The organism is Streptomyces sp. SD15, from assembly GCF_054462255.1.
Genome location: NZ_JBTLMO010000086.1, coordinates 1 through 23,586 on the forward strand (window position 1 = coordinate 1; position 23,586 = coordinate 23,586).

The 23,586-nt window shown below is 68.5% G+C and carries 19 protein-coding genes and 3 pseudogenes; 18 read left to right on the forward strand and 4 right to left on the reverse strand.

The window, feature by feature from the left end:
- Window positions 1-459: 459 nt before the first annotated feature.
- Window positions 460-1,101 (reverse strand): TetR/AcrR family transcriptional regulator, encoded by a 642-nt coding sequence (locus ACX28W_RS41545; protein WP_261691957.1) that lies wholly within the window; start codon window positions 1,099-1,101, stop codon window positions 460-462.
- Window positions 1,102-1,254: 153 nt separating this feature from the next.
- On the opposite strand from ACX28W_RS41545, the gene ACX28W_RS41550 reads away from it, so the two are divergent.
- From ACX28W_RS41550 to ACX28W_RS41575, 6 genes are all read left to right on the forward strand, one after another.
- Window positions 1,255-2,166, forward strand: a complete 912-nt coding sequence (locus ACX28W_RS41550) for an SDR family oxidoreductase (protein ID WP_459005308.1) — start codon at window positions 1,255-1,257, stop codon at window positions 2,164-2,166.
- A gap of 4 nt (window positions 2,167-2,170) precedes the next feature.
- Window positions 2,171-3,307 carry an MBL fold metallo-hydrolase gene (locus ACX28W_RS41555; protein ID WP_459005309.1) on the forward strand — a complete coding sequence of 379 codons (1,137 nt, stop codon included), beginning with the start codon at window positions 2,171-2,173 and terminating at the stop codon, window positions 3,305-3,307.
- Complete coding sequence (locus ACX28W_RS41560; protein ID WP_459005310.1) at window positions 3,304-4,227, forward strand: alpha/beta fold hydrolase; 924 nt, start codon at window positions 3,304-3,306, stop codon at window positions 4,225-4,227. Before ACX28W_RS41555 ends, ACX28W_RS41560 begins: the two co-directional genes overlap by 4 nt.
- Window positions 4,228-4,315: 88 nt before the next feature.
- On the forward strand, window positions 4,316-5,227 hold the full coding sequence (locus ACX28W_RS41565; RefSeq protein WP_382009728.1) for a metal-dependent hydrolase: 912 nt from the start codon (window positions 4,316-4,318) through the stop codon (window positions 5,225-5,227).
- 23 nt (window positions 5,228-5,250) lie between these two features.
- The gene (locus tag ACX28W_RS41570; RefSeq protein ID WP_459005311.1) at window positions 5,251-6,351 is read left to right on the forward strand and encodes a PDR/VanB family oxidoreductase; all 1,101 of its coding nucleotides are present in this window, start codon (window positions 5,251-5,253) and stop codon (window positions 6,349-6,351) included.
- Window positions 6,352-6,658: 307 nt separating this feature from the next.
- Window positions 6,659-7,384, forward strand: a complete 726-nt coding sequence (locus ACX28W_RS41575) for an IS5 family transposase (RefSeq protein WP_459005312.1) — start codon at window positions 6,659-6,661, stop codon at window positions 7,382-7,384.
- Between the two features lie 884 nt (window positions 7,385-8,268).
- Here ACX28W_RS41575 and ACX28W_RS41580 read toward each other — a convergent pair.
- Window positions 8,269-8,532 (reverse strand): annotated as a pseudogene (locus ACX28W_RS41580) (IS30 family transposase); the annotation flags it as partial.
- On the opposite strand from ACX28W_RS41580, the pseudogene ACX28W_RS41585 reads away from it, so the two are divergent.
- The 11 genes and pseudogenes from ACX28W_RS41585 to ACX28W_RS41635 form a co-directional block, all read left to right on the forward strand.
- A pseudogene (locus tag ACX28W_RS41585) lies at window positions 8,513-9,493 on the forward strand (MFS transporter); the annotation flags it as partial. The pseudogenes ACX28W_RS41580 and ACX28W_RS41585 overlap by 20 nt on opposite strands.
- Before the next feature lie 116 nt (window positions 9,494-9,609).
- A pseudogene (locus ACX28W_RS41590) lies at window positions 9,610-10,357 on the forward strand (transposase family protein).
- A gap of 369 nt (window positions 10,358-10,726) precedes the next feature.
- The gene (locus ACX28W_RS41595; RefSeq protein WP_459005313.1) at window positions 10,727-11,836 is read left to right on the forward strand and encodes an IS110 family RNA-guided transposase; all 1,110 of its coding nucleotides are present in this window, start codon (window positions 10,727-10,729) and stop codon (window positions 11,834-11,836) included.
- A gap of 32 nt (window positions 11,837-11,868) precedes the next feature.
- A complete protein-coding gene (gene pcaDC, locus ACX28W_RS41600) occupies window positions 11,869-13,164 on the forward strand; it encodes a bifunctional 3-oxoadipate enol-lactonase/4-carboxymuconolactone decarboxylase PcaDC (protein ID WP_459005314.1) in 1,296 nt (431 codons plus the stop codon).
- Between the two features lie 68 nt (window positions 13,165-13,232).
- On the forward strand, window positions 13,233-13,868 hold the full coding sequence (locus tag ACX28W_RS41605; protein WP_459005315.1) for an MBL fold metallo-hydrolase: 636 nt from the start codon (window positions 13,233-13,235) through the stop codon (window positions 13,866-13,868).
- Window positions 13,869-14,166: 298 nt separating this feature from the next.
- Window positions 14,167-14,946, forward strand: coding sequence for an exodeoxyribonuclease III (locus ACX28W_RS41610; protein ID WP_459005316.1), 780 nt, complete (start codon window positions 14,167-14,169; stop codon window positions 14,944-14,946).
- 82 nt (window positions 14,947-15,028) lie between these two features.
- The gene (locus ACX28W_RS41615; protein ID WP_459005317.1) at window positions 15,029-15,502 is read left to right on the forward strand and encodes a DUF6278 family protein; all 474 of its coding nucleotides are present in this window, start codon (window positions 15,029-15,031) and stop codon (window positions 15,500-15,502) included.
- Window positions 15,503-15,613: 111 nt separating this feature from the next.
- Window positions 15,614-16,357, forward strand: a complete 744-nt coding sequence (locus ACX28W_RS41620; RefSeq protein ID WP_459005318.1) for an amino acid ABC transporter ATP-binding protein — start codon at window positions 15,614-15,616, stop codon at window positions 16,355-16,357.
- A gap of 17 nt (window positions 16,358-16,374) precedes the next feature.
- Window positions 16,375-17,301: a glutamate ABC transporter substrate-binding protein gene (locus ACX28W_RS41625; protein ID WP_459005319.1), complete on the forward strand. Its 927-nt coding sequence runs from the start codon at window positions 16,375-16,377 to the stop codon at window positions 17,299-17,301.
- An 11-nt stretch (window positions 17,302-17,312) separates the two neighbouring features.
- Window positions 17,313-17,957: an amino acid ABC transporter permease gene (locus tag ACX28W_RS41630; RefSeq protein WP_459005320.1), complete on the forward strand. Its 645-nt coding sequence runs from the start codon at window positions 17,313-17,315 to the stop codon at window positions 17,955-17,957.
- Window positions 17,954-18,844: an amino acid ABC transporter permease gene (locus ACX28W_RS41635; RefSeq protein ID WP_459005321.1), complete on the forward strand. Its 891-nt coding sequence runs from the start codon at window positions 17,954-17,956 to the stop codon at window positions 18,842-18,844. The genes ACX28W_RS41630 and ACX28W_RS41635 overlap by 4 nt, the downstream gene beginning before the upstream one ends.
- A 140-nt stretch (window positions 18,845-18,984) precedes the next feature.
- Here the strand turns inward: ACX28W_RS41635 and ACX28W_RS41640 are convergent, their stop codons facing one another.
- Together ACX28W_RS41640 and ACX28W_RS41645 are read right to left on the reverse strand one after the other, a co-directional pair.
- Window positions 18,985-20,553, reverse strand: a complete 1,569-nt coding sequence (locus tag ACX28W_RS41640) for an alpha/beta fold hydrolase (RefSeq protein WP_459005322.1) — start codon at window positions 20,551-20,553, stop codon at window positions 18,985-18,987.
- 116 nt (window positions 20,554-20,669) lie between these two features.
- Window positions 20,670-21,428, reverse strand: a complete 759-nt coding sequence (locus ACX28W_RS41645; RefSeq protein WP_459005323.1) for a hypothetical protein — start codon at window positions 21,426-21,428, stop codon at window positions 20,670-20,672.
- Between the two features lie 104 nt (window positions 21,429-21,532).
- Here ACX28W_RS41645 and ggt point away from each other — a divergent pair, with 104 nt between their 5' ends.
- Window positions 21,533-23,329, forward strand: coding sequence for a gamma-glutamyltransferase (ggt, locus tag ACX28W_RS41650; RefSeq protein WP_459005324.1), 1,797 nt, complete (start codon window positions 21,533-21,535; stop codon window positions 23,327-23,329).
- Window positions 23,330-23,586: the final 257 nt, after the last annotated feature.

Below are 23,586 nucleotides of genomic sequence, written 5' to 3' on the forward strand. Positions count from 1 at the left end.
CGACCACTTCCTCGCCTTCACCAGCATCGCCTGCACCCTCATCTGCTATCGCAGACTCACCAAATGAGATGACGTCTTAGCGGGCCTGGGCAATTGCGGGCACCCGGCGATAGCGGCAGGGCCGGTCCCGCGCGGGCTGGACCCCGGGACAGGCGCGCCAGCGGGGGCGCAGGCGGCGGGTGATCCCCCGCCGTTCAGCAGCTCCCCCGACGCGACGTGCCCGTCATGGTTCGCGGCCGCTCAACCCGATCACATCGCGTCGCTTCCGGATGGATGATCGATATGTAACCCGTCCGACAGCCGATAGCCGGCAGGTGCGCCGCACCTGCGTTCATTGCGCAATGTTTCTCGTCGGCCTGCCTGATCGAACCAGGGCCGCCGAGTGCGCCGGGCCGGTGAGCAGGGGGCGTGCGCTGCCGTCCGATGCAGAAGCTCCTGAAGGAATCCGGGCCTGCGTGATCAGGGCTGATCGCTGATGGCTCGGTAAGCCGCGATGAACAGGGTGCAGCACAGGTCGATCAGTTCTTCGACGGTGGCGTTCTGGTGACCGAGCGTCCAGTCCACGAGGAGTTCGTTGACTCCGCCGACCAGACTCATCGCGGTCATGGTGAGCCGGCTGGAGGAGGCTTCCGGGCCAGGGAGCGGTCCAACGACGGCGGCGACCATGGCGGCGAATTCGTGCAGGACCTCACGGCGCCGTACTTCGAGGCGGGGGCTGGCGCCCACGACCTCGATCAGCACCAGGCGGGCCATGCGGGCGTCGCCGGCCAGTGTACGGATGAACACCTCGAGGCCGGCGCGCAGCTGGGCGTCGACATCGGGTGCGGCAGCGGCTGCGGCCTGCGCGGTTTCGGCGCTGATCGTAGCGATCAGCTCGTTGTAGACCCCGGCGAGAAGGTCTTCACGGTCGCGGAATGACTCGTAGAAGTAGCGCTCGGTCAGTCCGGCATGCGAGCACACCTGCTTGACGGAGGCTGAGGCGTATCCGACCGTGCCGAACATGTCGAGGCCCGCCTGGATGAGGCGGGTGCGGCGCTCCTGCTGTCGTTGCGCCGCATCGCGTCCGCCGTAGCGCCGCCCAGCGGTCTGTGTGCCGGTCATTTTTCCCCTTCGCAGAGGTGTTGACACCGGTGTGCTCCGAACTGACACTCTAGCTTGTCAGTTCATCTGACATGGCATCGTGTCAGACGCGCGTGGGGGGCCGCTTGCCGCTCGGCGTTCCGCTCATGCTCAGGGCAAGAAAGGGGCTCGACCGTGGCAGCACCGCCCAAATACCCGTACACGTCCAGCCGAAGAGACCGCGACAGGCTCCCCCGCACACAACCGCTGACCGGCCGAGTGATCGCGGTCACCGGGGCGGGCCGCGGAATCGGGCATGCCGTCGCGGCCCGGCTCGCCGCGGCCGGAGCCGCCGTGGCGATCGGCGACCTCGACGCGGAAGTTGCCACGGAGGCGGCTGGTGCCATCGGCGCGCATCCCGGTGGCCGGCTGCTCGGGCTGCCTCTCGACGTCACCGACACACCTTCCTTCGAAGACTTCCTGCGCACCGTCGAGACCCAGCTGGGGCCGATCGACGTACTGGTCAACAACGCCGGAATCATGTGGGTGGGCCCCTTCGAGGAGGAACCGGAGGAAGCCGCCCTGCGCCAGTTCGACGTCAACGTCCACGGCGTAGTGCGGGGGATGAAACTCGTGATCCCGGGGATGCGGAAACGCGGTCGCGGCCACGTGGTGAACATCGCCTCCGCCGCCAGCAAGGTCGCCCCGGCCGGCGAGGCGACCTACGCGGCGACGAAGCACGCCATCCACGGCTACAGCACAGCCGTCCGCGCCGAACTGCGCGGCACCGGCGTGCACGTGTCCTTGGTGATGCCCGGCGTCGTGGACACCGAGCTGGCCGTGGGCACCGCGACCGGCCCCACCCGACGCCTGACGACAGATCAGGTGGCTGACGCGGTGCTCGACGTCGTGCTGCGCCCGCGGTTCGAGGTCTTCGTTCCCCGCCAGGTGGCCGCCCTGACCCGGTTGGCCGCGCTGCTGCCAGGCCGTGCCCGCGACGCCCTGCATCACCTCCTTGTCCCCAACCAGCTCGCCGCCCTGTCCGACCGGTCGGTCCGCGCGGCCTACGAGCAGCGCACCCGGACCGCCCGCCATCCCGAAAGTTGAGCCCGTGACCACCACGCCCAAGCCGGCGCCCAGCGCGAAGAAGGCCCAGGACGCCGCCGCTCCGCGTCCCATCCCCGAATTCGAAGGGGTCCACGACGTATGGCCCCGCGGCGACCGGCTGCACGCCGTGCGCAGCGCCGCGGCCACCTACCGCGAGCGGTTCGTCCAGCAGGGCCGCATCCACGCCGTCCGCAGTTTCGACATCGCCGCCGCCCCGTACCCGACCCGGTTCGGCTTCCACGGCGCCGCGCTCGCCGTCAACCCGTTCGTGAGCATCGTCAACCGGATGCTCGTCGTGCAGTTCGACGGCTTCGACGGTGAGCCGAAAACACTGGTGTGGGAGCCGACCGTCGCCGCCGGAACGGCTCAAGCGCCGTTCTACGCCCAGCTCAAGCGTCTGGCGGGGGACTTTCTCACCGAGCACGTCTTCGCCCGCCTCTACCAGGACCCGAACACCGTCCTGCCCTCCTGCGGTCTGCGACCCGAGGACGTGGACTTCGTCAGCTTCGACCACCTGCACGTCCAGGACGTGCGCATGATCATGGGAAGTACCAGCACCATTCCGGGCGAACGGGCGCCCCGCGAAGCGCTGTTCCCGCGCGCCCGGTTGTTGGTGCACCGCAGGGAGCTGGGCACCTTCGAATCGATGCATCCGATGCAGTGGGCCTGGTACGTCGACGGAGGCATGGACGGGGTACCGGACGAGCGCGTCACCGCCTTCGACGGCGATGTCGCACTCGGTGTCGGCGTCAGCCTGCTGTGGACCCCGGGCCATACGGACGGCAACCACTCCCTGGTGCTGAACACCCCCGACGGGGTGTGGGTCTCCTCCGAGAACGGCATCTCGGCCGACAACTGGCAGCCCGAGCTCTCCCGCATCCCCGGGGTGCGCCGCCACGCCGCGTTCTACGGCCATGAGGTGGTGCCCAACGCCAACACTCTGGAGGACTCTCTCGACCAGTACGACTCCATGGTCAAGGAGAAGACGCTCGCCGACCCCAGCCGGCGCGATCCGCGCTGGCTGCAGATCCTGCCCTCCTCGGAGCTGGCCCCCTTCAAGCGGCACTGGCCGGTGGTGCCCAGCTTCGTCCACGGCGGTCTGAACTACGGCGAACTGACCCCTGCCAGCGGTGGCCGATGACCGGCACGGCCGCCCGCCGGATCGCCGCGGACGGCGTGGAGCTGGCCGCCTACCAGTGGGGAGCGTCCACGGCTCCTCCGGTGGTGCTGGTCCACGGCTATCCGGACACCAGCGCCGTGTGGCGACCGGTCGCCGATCGCCTGGCCGACCGCTTCCACGTCACCGCCTTCGACGTGCGGGGAGCCGGTGCCTCCCACCGGCCCAGGGGTCTGCGCGCCTACCGGATGTCCCGCCTGGAAGCCGACCTGGAGGCGGTTCTCGACGCCGTGAGCCCCGACCGCCCGGTGCACCTGGTCGGACACGACTGGGGATCGATCCACTCCTGGGAGTCGGTCACCGGCACCCGCCTGGCCGGGCGGATCGCCTCGTTCACCTCCATCTCCGGACCCTGCCTGGACCACGTCGGCCACTTGATCCGTGCCCGCCTTCGGCCGCGGCATCCGGATCTGCCGAAGATGCTGCGGCAGGCAGCACGGTCCTGGTACATCGCCTACTTCCATCTTCCGCTCCTGCCCGCGCTGACCTGGAGAGCGCTGGGACACCGCTGGCGCGCCTTCCTCACCGGCTCCCAAGGCGTGCCCGGGCACACCCCCTACCCCGATCCGACGCTGGCCCGCGACGCCGTGGTCGGCACCGCGCTGTACCGCGCCAACATGCTGCCCCGCCTGCTGCGTCCCCGGGACCGGCCGACCACCGTCCCGATTCAGCTCATCATCCCCACGCGCGACTTCTGCGTCACCCCGGTGCTGTCGTACGGAGTGGAGCACTGGACGCGCCAGATACAACGGCGCCCGATCGACGCCGGGCACTGGGTACAGCTCAGCCACCCCGAGGAGATCGCGTCCCGGATCGCGGAGTTCGCCAACCGCATCGAAGACGGCTCCCGCCGCGATCCGGACCACACCGCGCACCCGATCTGACAGACCAGCAGTAACAGACTGGCAGTACTGGACGACTGCCTGACCGCCCTTCCGCACACACCGATCGCCGACGGAGGAGGAACCTGTCATGTTCCGAGCCGCACATGCCCACCCGGAGCGTCCGTCCGAGCTCATCGACCACCACGACCTGGTGCTGCAACCCCGGGACGTCACCTTCGACTGGGGCGCCACCCCGCTGCACTGGCTGCCGGGTGAGCCCTTCGCGACCCACACCTTCGATGTACTCCACCTGATGCTCCCCGAACTCGAACGCTGGTTCGTGCGCACGTTCGAGCAGGCACTGCCACTGATCACCGACGACCGGCTGCGCGAGGACGTACGCGGCTTCATCGGCCAGGAGGCGATGCACGCCGAGGCGCACCAGGAGGTCCTGGAGCACCTGCTCACCAAGGGGCTGGACCCGGCCCCGTACACCCGGCAGTCCGAATGGATCTTCCGAAGGGTGCTCGGAGACCGGCCGGAGCTGACGCCAGCCGCCACACTCGCGCACCTCCTCCAACGGCTCGCCCTCATAGCGGCCTTCGAGCACTTCACCGCGTACATGGGTCACTGGATTCTCAGCAACGGGCACCTGGACCAGGCCGGCGCGGACCCCGCGATGCTCGATCTGTTCCGCTGGCACGGCGCGGAGGAGGTCGAACACCGTTCGGTCGCGTTCGACCTGCTGGTGCACCTCGATCCCCGCTACCGGCGCCGAGTGGCCGGCATGCTCGTCACCGCTCCGGTGCTGACCCGCCTGTGGATCCGCGGAGTCCGCTTCCTGATGAGCGCCGACCCCGAACTCGACGACCGGGTCAAGGTCCGCTTCCGCGACTACCTGGCCGCCGCCCGCAAGGACCTGTTGCCGCCACCGGGCGCGTTCGCCCGCTCGGTACTGCGCTACTTCCGCCCCGGCTACCACCCGACCCAGGAGGGCTCGACCCAGCAGGCGGTCGCCTACCTGGCGGCGTCCCCCGCTGCCCGAGCGGCTGCCCAATGACCCAGCAACCAGCGAGGCATCCCTTGGACATCAGCACACCCCTCACCCGGCCGCCGGACCTGTACGGCAGACCGCGCGGCGACTCCTTCATGCAGAAGCTGGCGGCCTTCAGCGACAACGCGGTCACGCGCCTCGCGCGGCGCAGCACTCCTCCCAGGCGCCCGCCGGCCACCGAGATGCCCGTGATCCGGAAACTGGTGGTCGCCACCAAGCACCAAGAGGCCGAGGATGTCGTCTCCCTGCGGCTGGCAGCACCCGACGGGGGAACACTCCCGCCCTGGCAGCCCGGCGCCCACATCGAACTGCACCTGCCCTCCGGCCGTAAGCGGCAGTACTCTCTGTGCGGCGACCCGGCCGACCGGTACCGGTACCGCATCGCGGTACGCCGCATCGCCAACGGCGCAGGCGGTTCGGCCGAGGTACACGACGCCCTCGGGGACGGTGTGCGGGTCACCATCACCGGGCCCCGGAACGCCTTCCCCTTCGCCGCCGAAGCAGTCATCCTGCTCATCGCGGGCGGCATCGGCATCACCCCGATCCTGCCGATGGCTCGGGAAGCCGCCCGACGCGGGCTGGACTGGAGGCTCGTGCACACCGGCCGCAGCCGCGGCTCGATGCCCTTCGCGGCAGAGCTGGCCGAACTCGCGGCCGCGGCCCCTGGCCGGGTCTTCATCCGTCCTGACGACGAGTCTGGCGTGCCCGAAGCAGCCGATCTGTTGAGCTTGAGCCCGGCGGCGGGTGCGGTGTACTGCTGCGGGCCCGCGCCCATGATCGACGGCGTTCGGCGCGCGTTCGGTGACAGCCGCGCGTCAGCCCTGCACTTCGAGCGTTTCGCCCCGGCCCCGATCACGGACGGCCGTCCCTTCGAACTTCAGCTGGGCGACACCGGACGGGTTCTGCCAGTGCCGTACGACCGCTCCGCCCTGGATGTTCTCCACGAGGCCCTGCCGGACCTACCGTTCTCCTGCCGCCAGGGGTTTTGCGGCACCTGCCGGGTACGGGTGGCCCATGGCCATGTCGATCATCGTGACCGTCGGCTCACCGCCACCGAACGTGCGGCCGGCGCCATGCTGCCCTGCGTCTCGCGTGCACCGGAAGGAGAGCGGTTGGTGCTGGAGGTGTGAGCGATGGCCGAGCGCCCGTAGAGCGCGGCCATCGCCGCGAGGAACCTCAACGGCAGGGTTGACACCCGACCCATGGCGCGACGCACTGCCTGGACGATGAGACGGTCCATCCGGGACACCGGCCAGATCCAGCGGCAAGTCGAGCCACCAGGCCGGCCACCGGGCGCAGCGCGAACGGTTGACGGGACATCACTTGGCTGATCTTCACCCCCATCTCCGACGCTTCCCGTGCCGGTGTCGCGGATCAGCCGGCGTGGCCGGCCGCTGCGACAGCCCCGGCAGTGCGCGGTGCTGACGCGAGGGCGACTTGGAGGTGTGGGAGCTGATCCGGCCGGTCATCACGTCCTGGAAGGGACAGCACCGCTCGGTCAGCGGTCATGAGGGCCGGTACGAGATGCGAGAGATCGTCGACGCGATCCTGTACCAAGCCCGGGTGGGCCGCCAATGGCGCTACCTGCCGCACTACTTCCCGCCGTACACCGCCGTGTACTACTACTTCGGCAAATGGCGCGACGACGGCACCGACCAGGTGATCCACAACCTGCTGCGCTGGCAGGTGCGCGAGAGCCGCGGCCGCCGTGAGGACCCGTCCGCGATCGTGATGGACACCCAGACCGTGCACGCCTCCGTCAACGCGCCCAAGGCCACGACGGGGCTGGATCCGGGCAAGAAGAGCCGGGGCCGCAAGCGGGGCATCACCACCGACATCCTGGGCCTGCTCATCGCGGTGATCGTGGTTCCGGCGAGCGTGCACGACAACGCCATCGGCATCACGCTGCTGGACCAGGTCGCCGCGGACAACCCGTCCGTGACCAAGGGCTGGGTGAACGCCGGTTTCAAGAACGCGGTCATCGACCACGGCGCCGCCCTGGGCATCGACATCGAGGTGGTGCAGCGCGATCCGCACACGAAGGACTTCGCGCCGGCGCCGAAGCGGTGGATCGTCGAGCAGACCTTGTGCGCCACGAGGCGCTCTGTTTGTATCCCCGGTTCAGCCGGGAGGAACTTGGAAGGAGGTTCCTGGGCCCGATGACTTACCTGGATCCGAAAGGTGAAGGGGACAAAAGCATGTCAGAAAACCAGTGACCGGGCCCAGTTGTCAGGGACAGGGTACTGGGTGGCCCGCGCGATATGGCGAAGACTGGATTGTTTCAAGCCCAATTCTCCAAAAGATGCAAGTTCCCATCCGCCAGAAAGACAACTGAAACCGGCGCCGTGCTCTGCTCCGGCTTCGTATGGTGTGGTCGGAGCAACTTCCGGAGTGCGGAGCGATGCCCAGCGAGGGCATTCAAGGAGATGAGTGGGACGCCTAACTCGCGCTAGAACGTACAAGCAGAAACGAACGTGGGATCGCCTACGGGATGCGGGTCCTAGGGCGACGGAGGGCCCGTAGTAGTCGCCGGATTAACGCCCGACCGAGGCGGACGGGAAAGCCGTCCGCAGGGCGAAGTTGCGCCGTCTAACTCGGCGTTGGATCACTCTTTCAGAGAGTAGAGGTTCGGAAGGAGAAGCCTCTGGACCACCCGCCTTACCTGGACACGAAAGCGCGAGGGGGCAACAGCATGGCGGGAAAACGTGAAGCGCTGCGAAGGCGTTTAAGGTGCTGTCGCGCAAGGTCCGTGTGATATGGCGAAGACCAGACTGTTTGAAGCCCAGTTCCCAGTGATGGAAATGTGCATCCTCCGACATACAACGCCCGGAGCGGAGCCACCAGCATCAGGCGAATCCCCTTTGCTTCGCCCCAATCTTCCGGCTGGTGGGCGGTGGGCAGCGAGCTCACTCAAGGGAACGGACGGGTCGCCTACGTCACGCTCGATACGTCCAATGCAAGAGGAATTCGGGATTGCCTAAGGGGCGAGAGCCCTAAGGTGACGGAGTGTCAATAGTAGTCGTGAGAGTAACGCCCCACCAAGGAGAGCGTGCGCGTCCGGTCCGCAGGGCCTTGGCAAGTTCGCGACGGAGTTCGCCCCGGCCCTGGACGTAGAGAGCCTGGTAGACCGTCTCGTGGGTCACGTGCATCTCCGACCGGTCGGGGAACTTTCTGCGCAGAGCGTGACAGATCTGCTCGGGGCTCCACCGCCGGGTCAGATGGTCCTGGATGAAGTCCCGCACCTGCGGGTTCTGGCCGATCTTCCCGGGCTTGGGGCGGGGCCGGCGGGCCGCCGTCCTGGCCGTCGCCGCTGCCCCCAACGTGCCGGTCTTCTACGCCGCCTGGTTCCTGGCCGGCACCGCGATGGCGGCCACCTTCTACCAGCCCGCCTTCGCCGCCGTCACCCGCTGGTGGGGACCGCACCGCGTCCGCGCCCTCACCGTCATCACCCTGGTCGGCGGCCTGGCCTCCACCGTCTTCGCACCCGTCACCGCCGCCCTCGCCGACCACTTCAGCTGGCGCACCACGTACGCGATCCTGGCCGTGATCCTTGCCCTGATCACCATCCCCGCACACGCACTCGCCCTACGCGCCCCATGGCCACCGCCACCGGAGCAACCCACCCACGCCACCTCGCCGGACGAGCAGGACACGGTCGCCCGGTCACGCCCCTTTCCTTCTTCTCGCGGCCGCCTTCGCCCTCTCCGGATTCGCGGTCTACGCGGTCGTCATCGGCCTCGTCCCGCTCCTGACCGAACGCGGCGCGAGCACTACAACAGCCGCATGGGCCGTGGGACTTGGCGGCGCAGGCCAGACTCTGGGCCGCACCCTGTATGCACGTCTCGCCAGGCACACCACGGCCGCCACTCGCGCGGTGCTCCTCATCGCCGCGGGCGGCGTCACCACCCTCGCCCTGGGCCTGGCTCCCGGCCCCATCTCCCTCCTCGTGGTTCTGGCCGTCGCCGCGGCATGGTCCGCGGCAACCTCACGCTCCTTCAAGCCACTGCCGTCACTGATCGCTGGGGTGCCACCCACTACGGCAAGCTCTCCGGCCTACTGGCCGCACCCGCAGCCGTCGCCGCTGCGATCGCGCCCTGGGCGGGTGCGAGTCTCGCCGAGACCTTGGGCGGCTACCCGCACTTGTTCACCGTGCTCTCCGTCGCCTCCCTTGCCGCGGCGGTCACGGCCGCTGCCTCATCCGCAAGCGCCTCGCGGCTTTCTCTTGCCGGTAAACGGTCGGCTCGGCGGCGTCCGTCGGATTCGCCCACGTAAAGAGCCCTTTCCAACCTGGCTGCGCTGAGCACGAGTTAGACAGGTCCAGCGGAACGAAGAAGCTCCTGGCAGCACGGTGTCACGACCAAGATCCACCGTGCTGCCAGGAGCTTCGCGTGTTTGTCCACCCGTCGGCGATCGACCTGTCCAGCCGCACGCTGCGCTACCTGACCGGGCAACTGGCCGCGCGATGACGTGAGATCGGCACGTGGTGGCGACGCGGCAGCCGACCGGCAGGCCCTGCTCGCCCTGGCTCACCTGCGGTGCGGTGACACCTACGCCCGGCTCGCCGCCGGGTTCGGTATTGGCGTTGCCACGGTCTACCGCTACATCCCCGAGGCCGTCGACTTCCTGTCCGCCCGCGCTCCCAGCCTGGCCGAGGGCGCGGACACGGCCGGGAAGAAGGCATTCGTGGTCCTGGACGGCACCCTCCTGCCGATCGACCGGATCGCCGCCGACACCACGTACTGCAGGGAAATACAAACGCCACGGCATGAAAGTCCAGGTCCTGACCGATCCGTTCGGCCGTCTGCTGTGCGCCCGCCCTGCCCGGCTCGGCCCATGACCTGACGGCCGCCGGACGCCACGGAATCATCGACGCGGTCGCGGCCGAACGGCTCAAGTGCTGGGCTGACAAGGCGTACCAAGGTGCCGGACATCCGGGCCACGTACCGTTTCGAGGCCGTCGGCTCAAGCTGTGGAGGCGTCGCCACAACACCACCCACGCGAAGATCCGCTGCGTCGGCGAACAGGCCATGGCCCTCCTGAAGGGCTGACGCCTCCTGCGAAAACTCCGCTGCAGTACGACCCCGGATCGCCGACATCGTGAAGGCGGTCCTCGTCCTTCACCGCGCATCAACGTGAGGATGGAAAAGCCTCAATGCCGGTCACGGGTGGACGAGGAGTCAACTCATCGTTATCCCGTCCAGAGCAGGTTCAGTACCGGTTCGGACGAAATCTTCCGGGAGCGGTCGGGTCGTGCGGTTGCGCCGGGGGCAGTGGGACGGTTGCGTAACACCGTTCCGGACGGGGGTCTGACTCATGACACCTTTGACCGAAGTGTCTTGTCACAGGCATGTCGACTGCCGTTGCGGGATGATGCCTGCTGTCACCGAGCCACAGGGTGTGTCCCAATAGGGGCCTTGCCGTCTTTCAGGCGCCATCACGGTTCAGACCACCCGACCGGGCAGGTGCCAGCCACCCAGCACATCACCACGCGGGAGGCGGACCAGCATGACGACCAGACAGCGCAGCACCTCTTCCACCAGCACAGGCCCGCCCGCTTGGGGCGAGGTCGTCCTGGGGGTGGACACACACGGCGAGGATCATGTCGCCGCAGTGGTCTGCCCACTGGGCCAGATCCTGGGCACCAAGTCCTTTCCGGCCACAGCGGTCGGCTACCGTCGGCTGCTCGCCTGGGCCCGCAAGTCGGGAGTAGTGCGGCGGGCCGGAGTGGAGGGGACCGGTACCTTCGGCGCGGGCCTGTCGCGCTACCTGCTGGCGCAGCATGTCGTGGTGTTCGAGGTGAATCGGCCCGACCGCTCGGCCCGTCGTCTGCTGGGGAAGTCGGATCCGCTCGATGCGCAGGCAGCTGCGCGGGCCGTGCTCAGCGGTCGCGCCCGGGCGCGGGCGAAAACTGGCGACGGTCCTGTGCAGAGTGCTCGGATGTTCAAACTCGCCAAGGATTCCGCGGTCAAGGCCCGCACCCAGGCGATCAACCAACTCAAGGCCGTTCTGGTCGTAGCCGACCCCGCCCTGCGGGAACGACTCTCCAGCCTGGGCAACCGCGAACTGTTCCGCACCTGCGCGGGCCTCAGCCCGCGCGAGGGCGGGGCCGGCGGGGGCGATGAGGACACCGTAGCTGAGGCCACTCTCATGACGCTGAACCTGCTGGCTCAGCGTATCGAGCAGCTGACCGGGCAGATCGATGAGCTGAATCAGCGACTGACCGGGCTCGTTGAACGACATGCCCCGCAGCTGCTCGCGCCGGTTGGTATCGGCCCGGACTCCGCTGTCACGCTCCTGATCACCATGGGCGACAATCCCGAGCGGCTGAGCAGCGAGGCTTCTTTCGCCGCTTTGTGCGGAGTCAGCCCCATCGAGTACTCCTCGGGCGGTCGGAGCTCGCGTCGGCTCAACCATGGTGGCGACCGGCAGGCGAACGCCGCTCTGCACCGCATCGTGTTCACCCGGCTGCGCCACGACCCGCGCACCCAGGCGTACTACGAACGCCGTACCCAGGAGGGCAAGACCCGTCGTGTGATCATCCGTTGCCTCAAGCGATATGCCGCCCGCGAGGTCTTCAACCTGGTCAGGATGGTCTCTACCGACCCCCCGTTATAGGGGCGTCCGTGACAGATGAGAGGGTCAGGCGGGTGAGTGAGACACCGATGAACACCCTGCAATACCGCTTTGACGGGCCAGAAGACGCCCCTGTCCTGATCCTCGGTCCCTCACTGGGTACCACATGGCACATGTGGGACCGGCAGATCCCGGAGCTCTCGAAGAACTGGCGGATCTTCCGGTTCGACCTGCCGGGCCACGGCGGAGCCCCCGCGTACCCCGCGGGTTCGGTCGCCGAGATCGCCGGGCGGCTGCTCGCCACCCTCGACGGGCTCGGCGTGCAGCGTTTCGGCTACGCGGGCTGCGCGTTCAGCGGCGCCATCGGGATCGAGCTGGCCCTGCGGCACCCGGAGCGGATCGCCTCCCTCGCGGTGATCGCCGCCTCACCCCGCTTCGGTACGCCCGACGAGTTCCGCCAGCGCGGCGTCATCGTGCGTACGAATGGGCTCGACCCGATCGCCCGCACCTCGCCCGAGCGGTGGTTCACGGGCGGGTTCGCCGCCGCCCAGCCCGCGATCACCGAGTGGGCCGTGCAGATGGTGCGCACCACCGACCCCGGCTGCTACATCGCCGCCTGCGAGGCGCTCGCCGCGTTCGACGTACGCGCGGAGCTGGGCCATATCGGCGTGCCGACCCTCGTCCTGGTCGGCTCGGACGACCAGGTCACCGGGCCCGCCGAGGCCCGCACACTGGTCGCCGGCATACCGGACGCGCGGCTTGCGGTCGTACCCGGCGCCTCGCACCTGGTGCCCGTGGAACAGCCCGCCGCGGTCATGGATCTGCTGGTACGGCACTTCTCCACCGCCTGGCAGCCGGCCTACGACTCGACCACCGGGCAGATGGCGATCCAGGCGGCCCCGGTCAAGCCGGCCCTCGCGACGCCCCCGCCGGTCGCCCCGGTCGCCGAGATCTCCCCGCCCGTCGCGCAGCCCGAGATCCTGGGCAGGCCCGACCCGTACGACGCCGGGATCAAGGTCCGCCGCGAGGTGCTCGGCGACGCGCATGTGGACCGGGCGCTGGCCTCGGCGGACGAGTTCTCCGGGGACTTCCAGGATTTCATCACCCGGTACGCGTGGGGCGAGATCTGGGACCGGCCCGGGCTCGACCGGCGTTCGCGCAGCTGCGTCACGCTCACCGCGCTGGTCGCGGGCGGTCACCTCGACGAGCTCGCCTTCCACACCCGCGCCGCCCTCCGCAACGGCCTCACCCCGGTCGAGATCAAGGAAGTGCTCCTCCAGGCGGCCGTCTACTGCGGCGTGCCGGCCGCGAACAGCGCGTTCAAGGTGGCGCAGCAGGTCATCCGCGAGGAGACGACCCCCACGGAGTGATCATCCTGGCAGTGGAAGCACCACGCTGAGCGGGCCACCGCCGCCCCGGCAGGGGCAGGATGGACCCCATGAAGTTCACGAAGAAGTCGCACGCCTGCGTCCGTCTCGAGAAGGACGGACGCACGCTCGTCATCGACCCCGGTGGTTTCAGCGAGGAGGACGCCGCCGTGGGCGCGGAGGCCATCCTGGTCACGCACGAGCACCCCGACCACTTCAACGAGGAGCGGTTGCGGGCGGGCCTGGAGTCCAACCCGGCGGCCCGGATCTGGACCCTGAAGTCGGTCGCGGAGAAGATCTCCACCGCCTTCCCGGGCCGTGTGCACACCGTCGGCCACGGCGACACGTTCACCGCCGCGGGCTTCGACGTCCAGGTGCACGGCGAACTGCACGCCGTGATCCACCCGGACATCCCGCGCATCACCAACGTCGGCTACCTCATCGACGGCGGCCGTGTCTTCCACCCCGGCGACGCACTCACCGTCCCCGATCAGCCGGTCGAGACGCTGATGCTCCCGGTCATGGCCCCGTGGAACAAGATCGCCGAGGTCATCGAGTACGTCCGCGAGGTCAAGCCGCAGCGCGCGTACGACATCCACGACGCCCTCCTCACGGACCTCGCCCGTCCGATCTACGACAATCAGATCGGCGCCCTGGGCGGCTCGGAGCACCTGCGCCTCACGCCAGGGGCGTCGGCGGAGGTCTGAGCATGAGGGCCTGTCCGGCGGATCAGGTCGGAGGGAAGCAGCGGCACCTTGTCGGCGCAGGTGAGCGGGGTCTGGTGCGTCGAGCTGCAAGGCGGAGGAGGGCGTCGACGCGATGGGGGTCCCCCCTGTTCGAGCGAAGCCGAGAACTTGGGGGAGTCGGCAACCGACGACAACGCCGCAGATCGGCGTGCCAGACCCCGCGCCTCCGGCATGATCCGCCGGACAGGCCCTAGCGGGGGCGGACACCAGTGCGGGCCGCGGAGACCCGTTGTCATACCCGCCGGGTAGGTTGTGAAGCATGCGCATCGCGACCTGGAACGTGAACTCGATCACCGCCCGTCTCCCGAGACTTCTCGCCTGGCTGGAGAGCAGTGGCACGGACGTGCTGTGCCTCCAGGAGGCCAAGGTCGCCGCCGAGCAGTTCCCCGTCGACGAGCTGCGCGAGCTGGGCTACGAGACGGCGGTGCACGCGACGGGGCGGTGGAACGGCGTGGCGGTGATCTCCCGGGTAGGCCTGGAGGACGTGGTCAAGGGCCTGCCCGGCGACCCCGGTTTCGACGGTGTCCAGGAGCCCCGCGCCCTCTCCGTGACCTGCGGCCCGGTCCGCGTCTGGTCGGTGTATGTGCCGAACGGGCGCGAGGTGGACCACCCCCACTACGCGTACAAGCTCCACTGGTTCGAGGCCCTCAAGGCGGCGATCGCGGGCGACGCGGCGGGCAGTCGGCCCTTCGCCGTGATGGGTGACTACAACGTGGCGCCGACGGACGACGACGTCTGGGACATCGCCCTCTTCGAAGGCGCCACGCACGTCACCCCGGCTGAGCGCGCCGCCCTCACCGCCCTCCGCGAGGCGGGCCTTTCCGACGTGGTCCCGCGCCCCCTCAAGTACGACCACCCGTTCACGTACTGGGACTACCGCCAGCTCGGCTTCCCCAAGAACCGCGGGATGCGTATCGACCTGGTGTACGGCAACCAGGCGTTCTCGAAGGCGGTCAAGGACGCGTACGTCGATCGCGAGGAGCGCAAGGGCAAGGGGGCCTCGGACCACGCGCCGGTCGTGGTGGACCTCGACGTGTGAGTGCCCTTCGGGGCGTGACCTCCGGGCGTCTCCCGGGGCGCGCCTGTGGTGCGACCTGGAGTGCGAATGTCACGCTGGGTCTATGAACATCTCTTTCCTGGGCAACTGGCGCAAGAAGCACGGTCTCGCCTTCGGCGTCGCGGTGTTCTCCGACGGTGACCACGACCCCGAGGGCGTCGCCGAGCTCCTCTCCGAGTGCGAGCTGCTGCGCGCGCAGGCGCACCAGGCGGGGATCGAACTCGACGACTCCGCCGCCTCGTTGGAGGCGCTCGACCAGCTGCTGCCGCGCTGGCGCGACGACGAGGAGAGCCTGCCGTGGCTCGGCAACGACGTCGGCCTCTATCTCGGCTCGGTCATCGTGCGCACGATCCCCGGCGCGCTCTGGGAGATCTGGCCCAACGGCCATCCCGTGGTGCGCCTGACCTCCGGCCGGGAGATCGATGTGGTCGCCTCCGGCCACTCCTGGGCGTCCAGCGGGGCTCCCGAACTCTCCCAACTGTTCGCGGAGGTGTCGGAGGGGGAACCCGAGGCCCACCTGCCACGCCGTAAACCATAAACTCCATAAATACGGCTAATGCCCGAAAAGTGCGTGTCGAGTATTAAAGTCACTCTCTGTCTGGATAGTTTGCGGCGACTGCGACACAGCTGAGAGTGGGTAGGGCCGGGCATGGCTGTCGATCCGTTGATCGAGATGCATGACGTGAACAAGCACTTCGGGGAGCTGCATGTCCTTCAGGGCATCAATCTCACCGTCGGCAAGGGGGAGGTGGTCGTGGTCATCGGCCCGTCGGGGTCGGGAAAGTCGACACTGTGCAGAGCGATCAACCGGCTGGAGGCCATCGAGTCGGGGGTGATCAAGCTCGACGGACAGCCGCTGCCGGAGGAGGGCAAAGCCCTCGCCAAGCTCCGCGCCGACGTCGGGATGGTCTTCCAGTCCTTCAACCTCTTCGCGCACAAGACGGTCCTGCAGAACGTGTCGCTGGCCCCGATCAAGGTCCGCGGCCGCAAGAAGGAGGAGGCCGACAAGCGCTCCCTCGAACTCCTGGACAGGGTGGGCCTCGCCTCGCAGGCCCCGAAGTACCCGGCACAGCTCTCCGGCGGCCAGCAGCAGCGCGTGGCCATCGCCCGCGCCCTCGCCATGGACCCCAAGGCGTTGCTGTTCGACGAGCCGACCTCGGCACTCGACCCCGAGATGATCAACGAGGTCCTCGAGGTCATGCAGCAGCTCGCACGTGACGGCATGACCATGGTCGTCGTCACCCATGAGATGGGCTTCGCACGTTCCGCCGCCAACCGCGTCGTCTTCATGTGCGACGGCCGCGTCGTCGAGGACCGCAGTCCCGAGGAGTTCTTCACCAACCCGCGCAGCGATCGCGCCAAGGACTTCCTCTCCAAGATCCTCAAGCACTGAGCGGGGGAGCGCACCGCATGATCCGTACGACACGTGTGCGCCGCGCCCTCGCGGCACTGATCGTCACCTTCATCGTCATCGTCACAGCCGCCGCCTGCGGCAAGGAAGGCAGCCCGCCCACCAAGGGGCCCGCCGCCGAAAAACTCCCCCACTACGAAGTGGCACAAGGCTTTGAGCTCCCGGCCTCGCCCACCTGGAAGCGCGCCAAGAAACGCGGCTACCTCACCATCGGCGTCAAGGAGGACCAGCCGTACCTGGGCGAAAGGGACCCGGCGACCGGCAGCTACTCCGGCTTCGACATCGAGATCGCCAGGATGATGTCGGCCTCGCTCGGCTTCGACCCGAAGACCATCCGCTTCAAGACGATCGCCTCGGCCAACCGCGAAACCGCCCTGCAGAACGGTCAGATCGATTTCTACGTCGGCACCTACACCATCAACGACCTGCGCAAGAAGCTCGTCGGATTCGCGGGCCCCTACTACATGGCCGGTCAGTCGCTGCTTGTGCGCGCGGACGAGGAGGACATTCAAGGGCCGCAGGACCTCGCCGGCAAGCGCGTCTGCTCGGCGGCCGGTTCGACCCCGTACCAGCGCATCAAGGAGGACTTTCCGCAGGCGACGCTGGTGGCGTACGACACGTACTCGGTCTGCGTCGACAACCTGCTCACCTACCAGGTCGACGCCGTCACCACCGACGACGCCATCCTGATCGGGTACGCGGCGAAGCTGCCCGACGAGCTCAAGGTCGTCGGCAAGCCGTTCTCCGAGGAGCCGTACGGCATCGGCGTCCCGCGCGGCGACAACGCGTTGCGGTTCGCGCTCGACGACGCGTTGGAGGCCCGCGAGAAGAACGGTGACTGGAAGAAGGCGTACGAGGCGACGCTCGGCCTCTCCGGAGTACCCGCGCCCCAGCCGCCCGCCATCGACCGCTACCCGGCGAGCTGAGCGAGGCCGACGTGAACGTACTGACAGACAACTTCTCCACCTTCGCCGAAGGCTTCCTCGGCACGGTCGAACTCACCGTCTACGCCTCGGCGTTGGCCCTCGCGCTCGGCTTCGTGATGGCGTCGTTCCGGGTCGCACCGGTCGCCTCGCTGCGGGCCTTCGGCACGGCATGGGTGGCCGTGCTGCGCAACACCCCGCTCACGCTGCTGTTCTTCGCGGTGCTGCTCGGCCTGCCGCGCTTCGGACTCGTGCTGCCCTTCCAGGTGTTCGCGGTGCTGGCGCTCGGCTGCTACACCTCGGCGTTCATCTGCGAGGCTCTGCGCTCAGGCATCAACACCGTGCCCAAGGGGCAGGGCGAGGCGGCCCGCAGCCTCGGTATGACGTTCAGCCAGACCCTGTCGCTGGTCGTCCTGCCGCAGGCCTTCCGCTCGGTGATCCCGCCGGTCGGATCCACCCTCATCGCACTCGCCAAGAACTCGGCGATCGCCGGGGCGTTCAGCGTCAACGAACTGCTCGGCACCTACAAGACGCTCAGCGAACTGGGCTACAACATCGTCTGGACCTTCTTCTGGATCGCCGTCGGCTACCTGATCATCACCCTCACCATCAGCGCGATCTTCAATGTCCTGGAAAAGCGCTGGGGAGTCGCCCGATGACCGCCACTGCCCCCGAAAGCACCGCCCTCTACGACATCCCCGGGCCCAAGACCCGCCAACGGCACCGGATGTACGGGGTCGTGTCCAGCGTCCTGATCCTCGCCCTGATCGGCTGGATCCTGTATCTCCTGTTCGACACCGACCAGTTCACGTACACGAAATGGATGCCCTTCGAGTACACGGGCATCCAGGAACTGCTGCTGCGGGGCCTCGGCAACACGCTCAAGGCCTTCGCGATGGCCGCGGTGCTCTCGCTGGCGCTGGGCGCGGCCCTCGCGACGGGACGGCTGTCGGACCACCGCCCGGTGCGCTGGCTGTCCACGCTCGTCGTCGAGTTCTTCCGGGCCATGCCCGTGCTGGTGATGATCTTCTTCATCTTCGTGGCGCTCAAGGTGCAGCCGCTGCCCGCGCTGGTCGCGGGGCTCACGCTCTACAACGGCTCGGTGCTCGCCGAGGTCTTCCGCTCGGGCGTCAACTCCGTCGAACGCGGCCAGCGGGAGGCCGCGTACTCGCTCGGCATGCGCAAGACCCAGGTCATGTCGTACGTCCTCGTACCGCAGGGTGTGCGGGCCATGCTGCCCGCCATCATCAGCCAGCTCGTGGTGGCCCTGAAGGACACCTCGCTCGGCTATCTGATCACCTACGAGGAGTTCCTCCACGCCGGGAAACTGATCGCGTCGAACCTCGACTACGATTTGCCGTTCATCCCCGTGGTGATGGTGATCTCGCCGATCTACATCGGGATGTGCATGCTGCTCTCCTGGTTCGCCCAGTGGGTGTCCCGGTGGGAGCAGCGCAGTCCCAAGACCGAGGCCGTGGAGGTGGCACCGGCCGACCCAGGGACGCTGCTGCCGGGTGGGGGTCCCCCCACAGCCCCGAGACTGTAGGGGGAGCGGCAGCTCACAGGGTCAGGGCCTGTCTTTTGGATCAGGTCGCTTTCAAGAACGGCGCCTGGTCGGTGCCAGACCCCGCGTCCCAGGCCTGATCCAAAAGACAGGCCCTGAACCCGGCCGGCGGCAGCCGGAGATCACTGCTCGCGCAGGGGAACCGACACGTAGGACGGGTCGTTCGCCGGTGAGGAGAAGGTCAGCTGCGCGCCGGACGGGTTGTGCTCGATGTAGAGCGGGTCGACCGTGTCGACGACCAGGGCGAGCCGGTGCCCTGCCGGGACGTCGTAGGCCGTGGCGTACAGCTCCAGGTCGAGGCCGAACGGCTTGCCGGGCGTCTGCCCGTGGAAGGTGTACGGCGCGTTGCTGACCAGCTTGCCGAGGCCGAGCGGGCCCACGTCGTAGAGGTAGGCGACAAGGGTGCCGCTCCCCTTGGTGGCGGTGACCGTGGTGTGCAACTTGGCGGTGCCGCGGACCTGTTGGGCACTGGTGTACTTCTGCGACTGCCAGACGGCGGCCCAGTGGCGGGGCAGCAGCGGGATCGAGGCCACGGGGGGCAGTTGTGCGAGCTGGTCGAGGATGTTGGAGAGGAAGATGATCCCGCCGTCGGCGCCCGAGTCGACGTTCGCGTGGATCGTCGTGGTGCCTGCGAGGGCGATCTTCTTCGTGGTCGCGCCGACCGACTTCCAGTCCGGATAGCCCTCGTATCCGCCCGTGGAGCGGGACTTGAGCTGGACCGGCTGCTCGCGGTCGATGCCGTTGTCCATGCCCTTGAGGTAGTGGTCGAACCAGCGGCCGGTGTCCGTCCAGACGTCGTTGGGGAGCCCGAGCAGGCCGGTCGCCTCGGCGGTGGCGTGGTCGCCGGGGCGGAACTCCAGCCGCTTGGGGCCGGTCAACTCCTCGTAGAACTTGGCGTATTGGTTCGGCGGGAAGAGCGAGTCGCCCCAGGCGTTGGCCATGAAGACGGCCGCGCCGTTGTCGTTGATCTGGTCGACATAGGTCTCGGGGGAGCGTTTCTTCCCCCAGGCGATCATCTCCGGCTCCTTCGCCAGGTTCGAGGAGAAGAAGTCGTCGAGCGTCTGCTGGAGTTCGGCGCTGGGCCGGCCGGTGAGATAGCCGGCGCCGCCGAGCAGGGCGGCTGCCTGGGAATGCTGGGTGCGCCCGGAGTAGATCGACTCGATGAGGTCGGCCCAGCCGCTGAGCGCGGCGACCGCCTTGATGCGCTTGTCGTGCGCGGCGGCGAGCAGACTGATGCCGGCACCGTACGAGACTCCCGCCATGCCGACCTTGCGCGCGTCGGCCGGGGTGTTCGCCAGTGCCCAGTCGATCACCTTGGACGCGTCGGCTATGTCAGGTGGGCCCGCGACTTCTATCTCTCCGCCGGACTGCCAGAAGCCGCGGACGTTGTAAGTGACCACCACATAGCCGGAGTCGGCGAGTTTCTGGGCCTGTGCGAGGTACTCGACCTGGGGCGTGCCCCAGCTCGTCGGCAGCACCAGGAGCGGATAGGTGGCGGTGCTCTCGGCGTTCGCGGGGGTGACGACGTTGGCCTTGAGAACCGTGCCGCCGTCTCCGGAGATGTCGACGAATCGGATACCGGCGGACGCGGCCTGCGCGGTGGGGGCGAGCCCGAGGGCACTGCCGGCGATCAGGGCCGCCGAGACGGCCCCCACGGCAGTCGTACGCAGGGCATGGCTGTGGTGTCCCACGGGTCACTCCTCACACGTGTCAATGGGAAGTGACCAGACGGTAACCTCGCCGACTTACCGAAGGTAACCCGTCGGTAAGTTACGCGCGAGTAACGATTGTTGAATGTTCTTGAAACCTAGGAGGCGCGATGGGAATTGCGCGCCGGCACGGTCGTCGGCAGCGGGGTCTGGGCGGTCCGGGTCACGTCCGCCACGACTTCGACGACATCGGGACCGTACGCCTGGGAGTTCACCACCTTCAGGAGCAGCACGAAGGAGCCGGTGCCGTTCTTGCGCGCCAGGCGCTCGTGGTTGCGGGCGAGGTAGCGGGTCGCCGCCTGGTTGGTGATCGCGCGCTGGCCGCAGAAGAGGAAGACGGGTCTCGTGCCGCGGTCCTGGCCCGCGACGAGCCGGGCGAGGATCACGTACTCGCCCTTGCCCGGCTCCAGGCGATAGCGCTCGCTGCCGATCTGGAAGGCGCCGCGGTCGGGGCCCGGTTCGGCATCGATGTTCACGCGGATGCCCGGCAGCAGGGAGTGCAGATGCGCGGCCATACGGCGGTTCGACGACGGCCCACCCACGCAGAACTCCGTCCGTTCGCCGAATCCCTGCTGTGCCGCGTCGTGCGCGACGACCTGGGCGTGCGCGCCGCAGTCCTTGATCAGTGCGGAGAGTTCGAGCAGCGCGAACACGTCGTAGCGCATCACCGTGAGCTCCGGGCCGCCCGCCTCGCGGTTCACCACCAGCAGCGACTCGGAGTTGTCGGGCAGCCCGAAGAACGTCTGCTTGCGGCGGAGCTTGCGCTTCCACAGATACGTACGGGCGAGCCAGCCGAGCGCGGCGCTGAGGCCGGCCGCGACCACGCCGAGGAGGATGTTGCGCACGTCGTCATTCATGGGCGCGCATGCTAGCGGGAGTACGGACCGGTGTTCGAGGGGAGCCTGACGGGAGACCGGTGGTGAAGTTACGCTGCGCAGACGGCTGTTGACTGGAGGTACGGATGCGTCGTTCTGTTGCGCGGAATCTAACGGTCTTAGCGGTTTCGGCCACAGTGGTGTCGATCGGCGCGGCGGCGCCACCCGCCTCCGATGTCACCCCGGCGAAGGTGCCCGTCGCGGTCGGGTACGGCGGCGCCGTGGCGAGCGTCGACGCGGACGCCTCCGCGGCGGGGATCGAGGTCCTGAAGAAGGGCGGCAACGCGGTGGACGCCGCCGTCGCCACGGCCGCGGCCCTCGGCGTCACCGAGCCCTACTCGTCCGGGATCGGCGGTGGCGGCTACTTCGTCTACTACGACGCCACATCCCGTACGGTGCATACGATCGACGGCCGTGAGACGGCGCCGCTGACCGCCGACTCGGGGTTGTTCCTGGAGGACGGCAAGCCGCTCGCCTTCGCGGACGCCGTCACCAGCGGACTGGGCGTCGGCACCCCGGGCACGCCCGCCACCTGGCAGACGGCGCTGGACAGTTGGGGCAGCAAGCGGCTCTCGACCGTACTGAAGCCCGCCGAGCGACTCGCCCGCGACGGCTTCACGGTCGACGCGACCTTCCGCACCCAGACCGAGTCCAACCAGGCCCGCTTCAAGAACTTCCCGGACACCGCCGAGCTGTTCCTGCCCGGCGGCTCGCTCCCGGTGGTCGGCTCGACCTTCACCAACCCCGATCTGGCCCGCACCTATGAGGAGCTGGGCAAGAAGGGCGTCGGCGCCCTTTACCGTGGGAAGCTGGCCAAGGACATCGTGGCCACCGTGAACAAGCCGCCGGTGCACCCGAGTTCGGGCTACAACGCCAGACCCGGCAAGCTGTCCTTGACGGACCTCGCGGCGTACGAGGCGAAGCGGCAGGCGCCGACGAAGACGGCCTACCGCGACCTGAAGGTCTACTCGATGGCGCCCTCCTCGTCCGGTGGCACGACGGTCGGCGAGGCGCTCAACATCCTTGAGAACACCGACCTTTCGAAGACGAGCGAAGCGCAGTACCTGCACCGCTACATCGAGGCGAGCCGGATCGCGTTCGCGGACCGGGGGCGCTGGCTGGGCGACCCCGCCTTCGAGGACGTACCGACGAAGGAACTGCTCTCGCAGCGATACGCCGACTCGCGCGCGTGCCTGATCAAGGACGACGCGGTGCTGACGAGCCCGCTCGCGCCGGGAGACCCGCGCGATCCGGCGGCCTGCTCCACCGCCGGGACGGCCGCCCCGACGACGTACGAGGGCGAGAACACCACGCACCTCACGGTGGCCGACAAGTGGGGCAACGTCGTCGCCTACACGCTCACCATCGAGCAGACCGGCGGCAGCGGCATCACGGTTCCGGACCGCGGCTTCCTCCTCAACAACGAGCTGACGGACTTCTCCTTCGCGCCCGCCAACCCGGCCGTGCACGACCCGAACCTGCCGGGCCCCGGGAAGCGGCCGCGCTCGTCGATCTCGCCGACGATCGTCCTGGACCGGCACAACCAGCCTGTCGTGGCGCTCGGTTCGCCGGGCGGTGCGAGCATCATCACGACCGTCCTGCAGACCCTGACGCAGTTCGTGGACCGTGGGCTGCCTCTGGTCGACGCGATCGCCGCGCCGCGCGCCAGCCAGCGCAACGCGGCTCAGACGGAGCTCGAGCCCGGCCTGTACGACAGCGCGCTCAAAACCCGACTGGAGTCCCTCGGCCACTCCTTCAGGCTGAACCCCGAGATCGGCGCGGCAACGGGCGTCCAGCGCCTGCCCAACGGCCAGTGGCTGGCCGCGGCGGAGAAGGTACGGCGCGGGGGCGGCTCGGCGATGGTGGTGCGGCCGACGCCGTAGACGTCACGTTCCGCGCCCCGAAAGGGGCGCGGGCTGTGACATGTGCGGCTTTGCCGCGTGGGCGCGCCCCGAAAGGGGCGCGGGGAACTGCGCGACAAGCCACGCACGTCCCGCACCCGACAACGCACCGACCCTTCTTCGGCGAGCAGCGGAGCGCTAGCTGTATTGCCCTGTGAGGTTGGGGACGCGGCTGGCGGGTGGTTTGCCTGCGAGCGCGGTGTGTCCGCGGTGGTGATTGTAGGTATGCAGCCATGCGG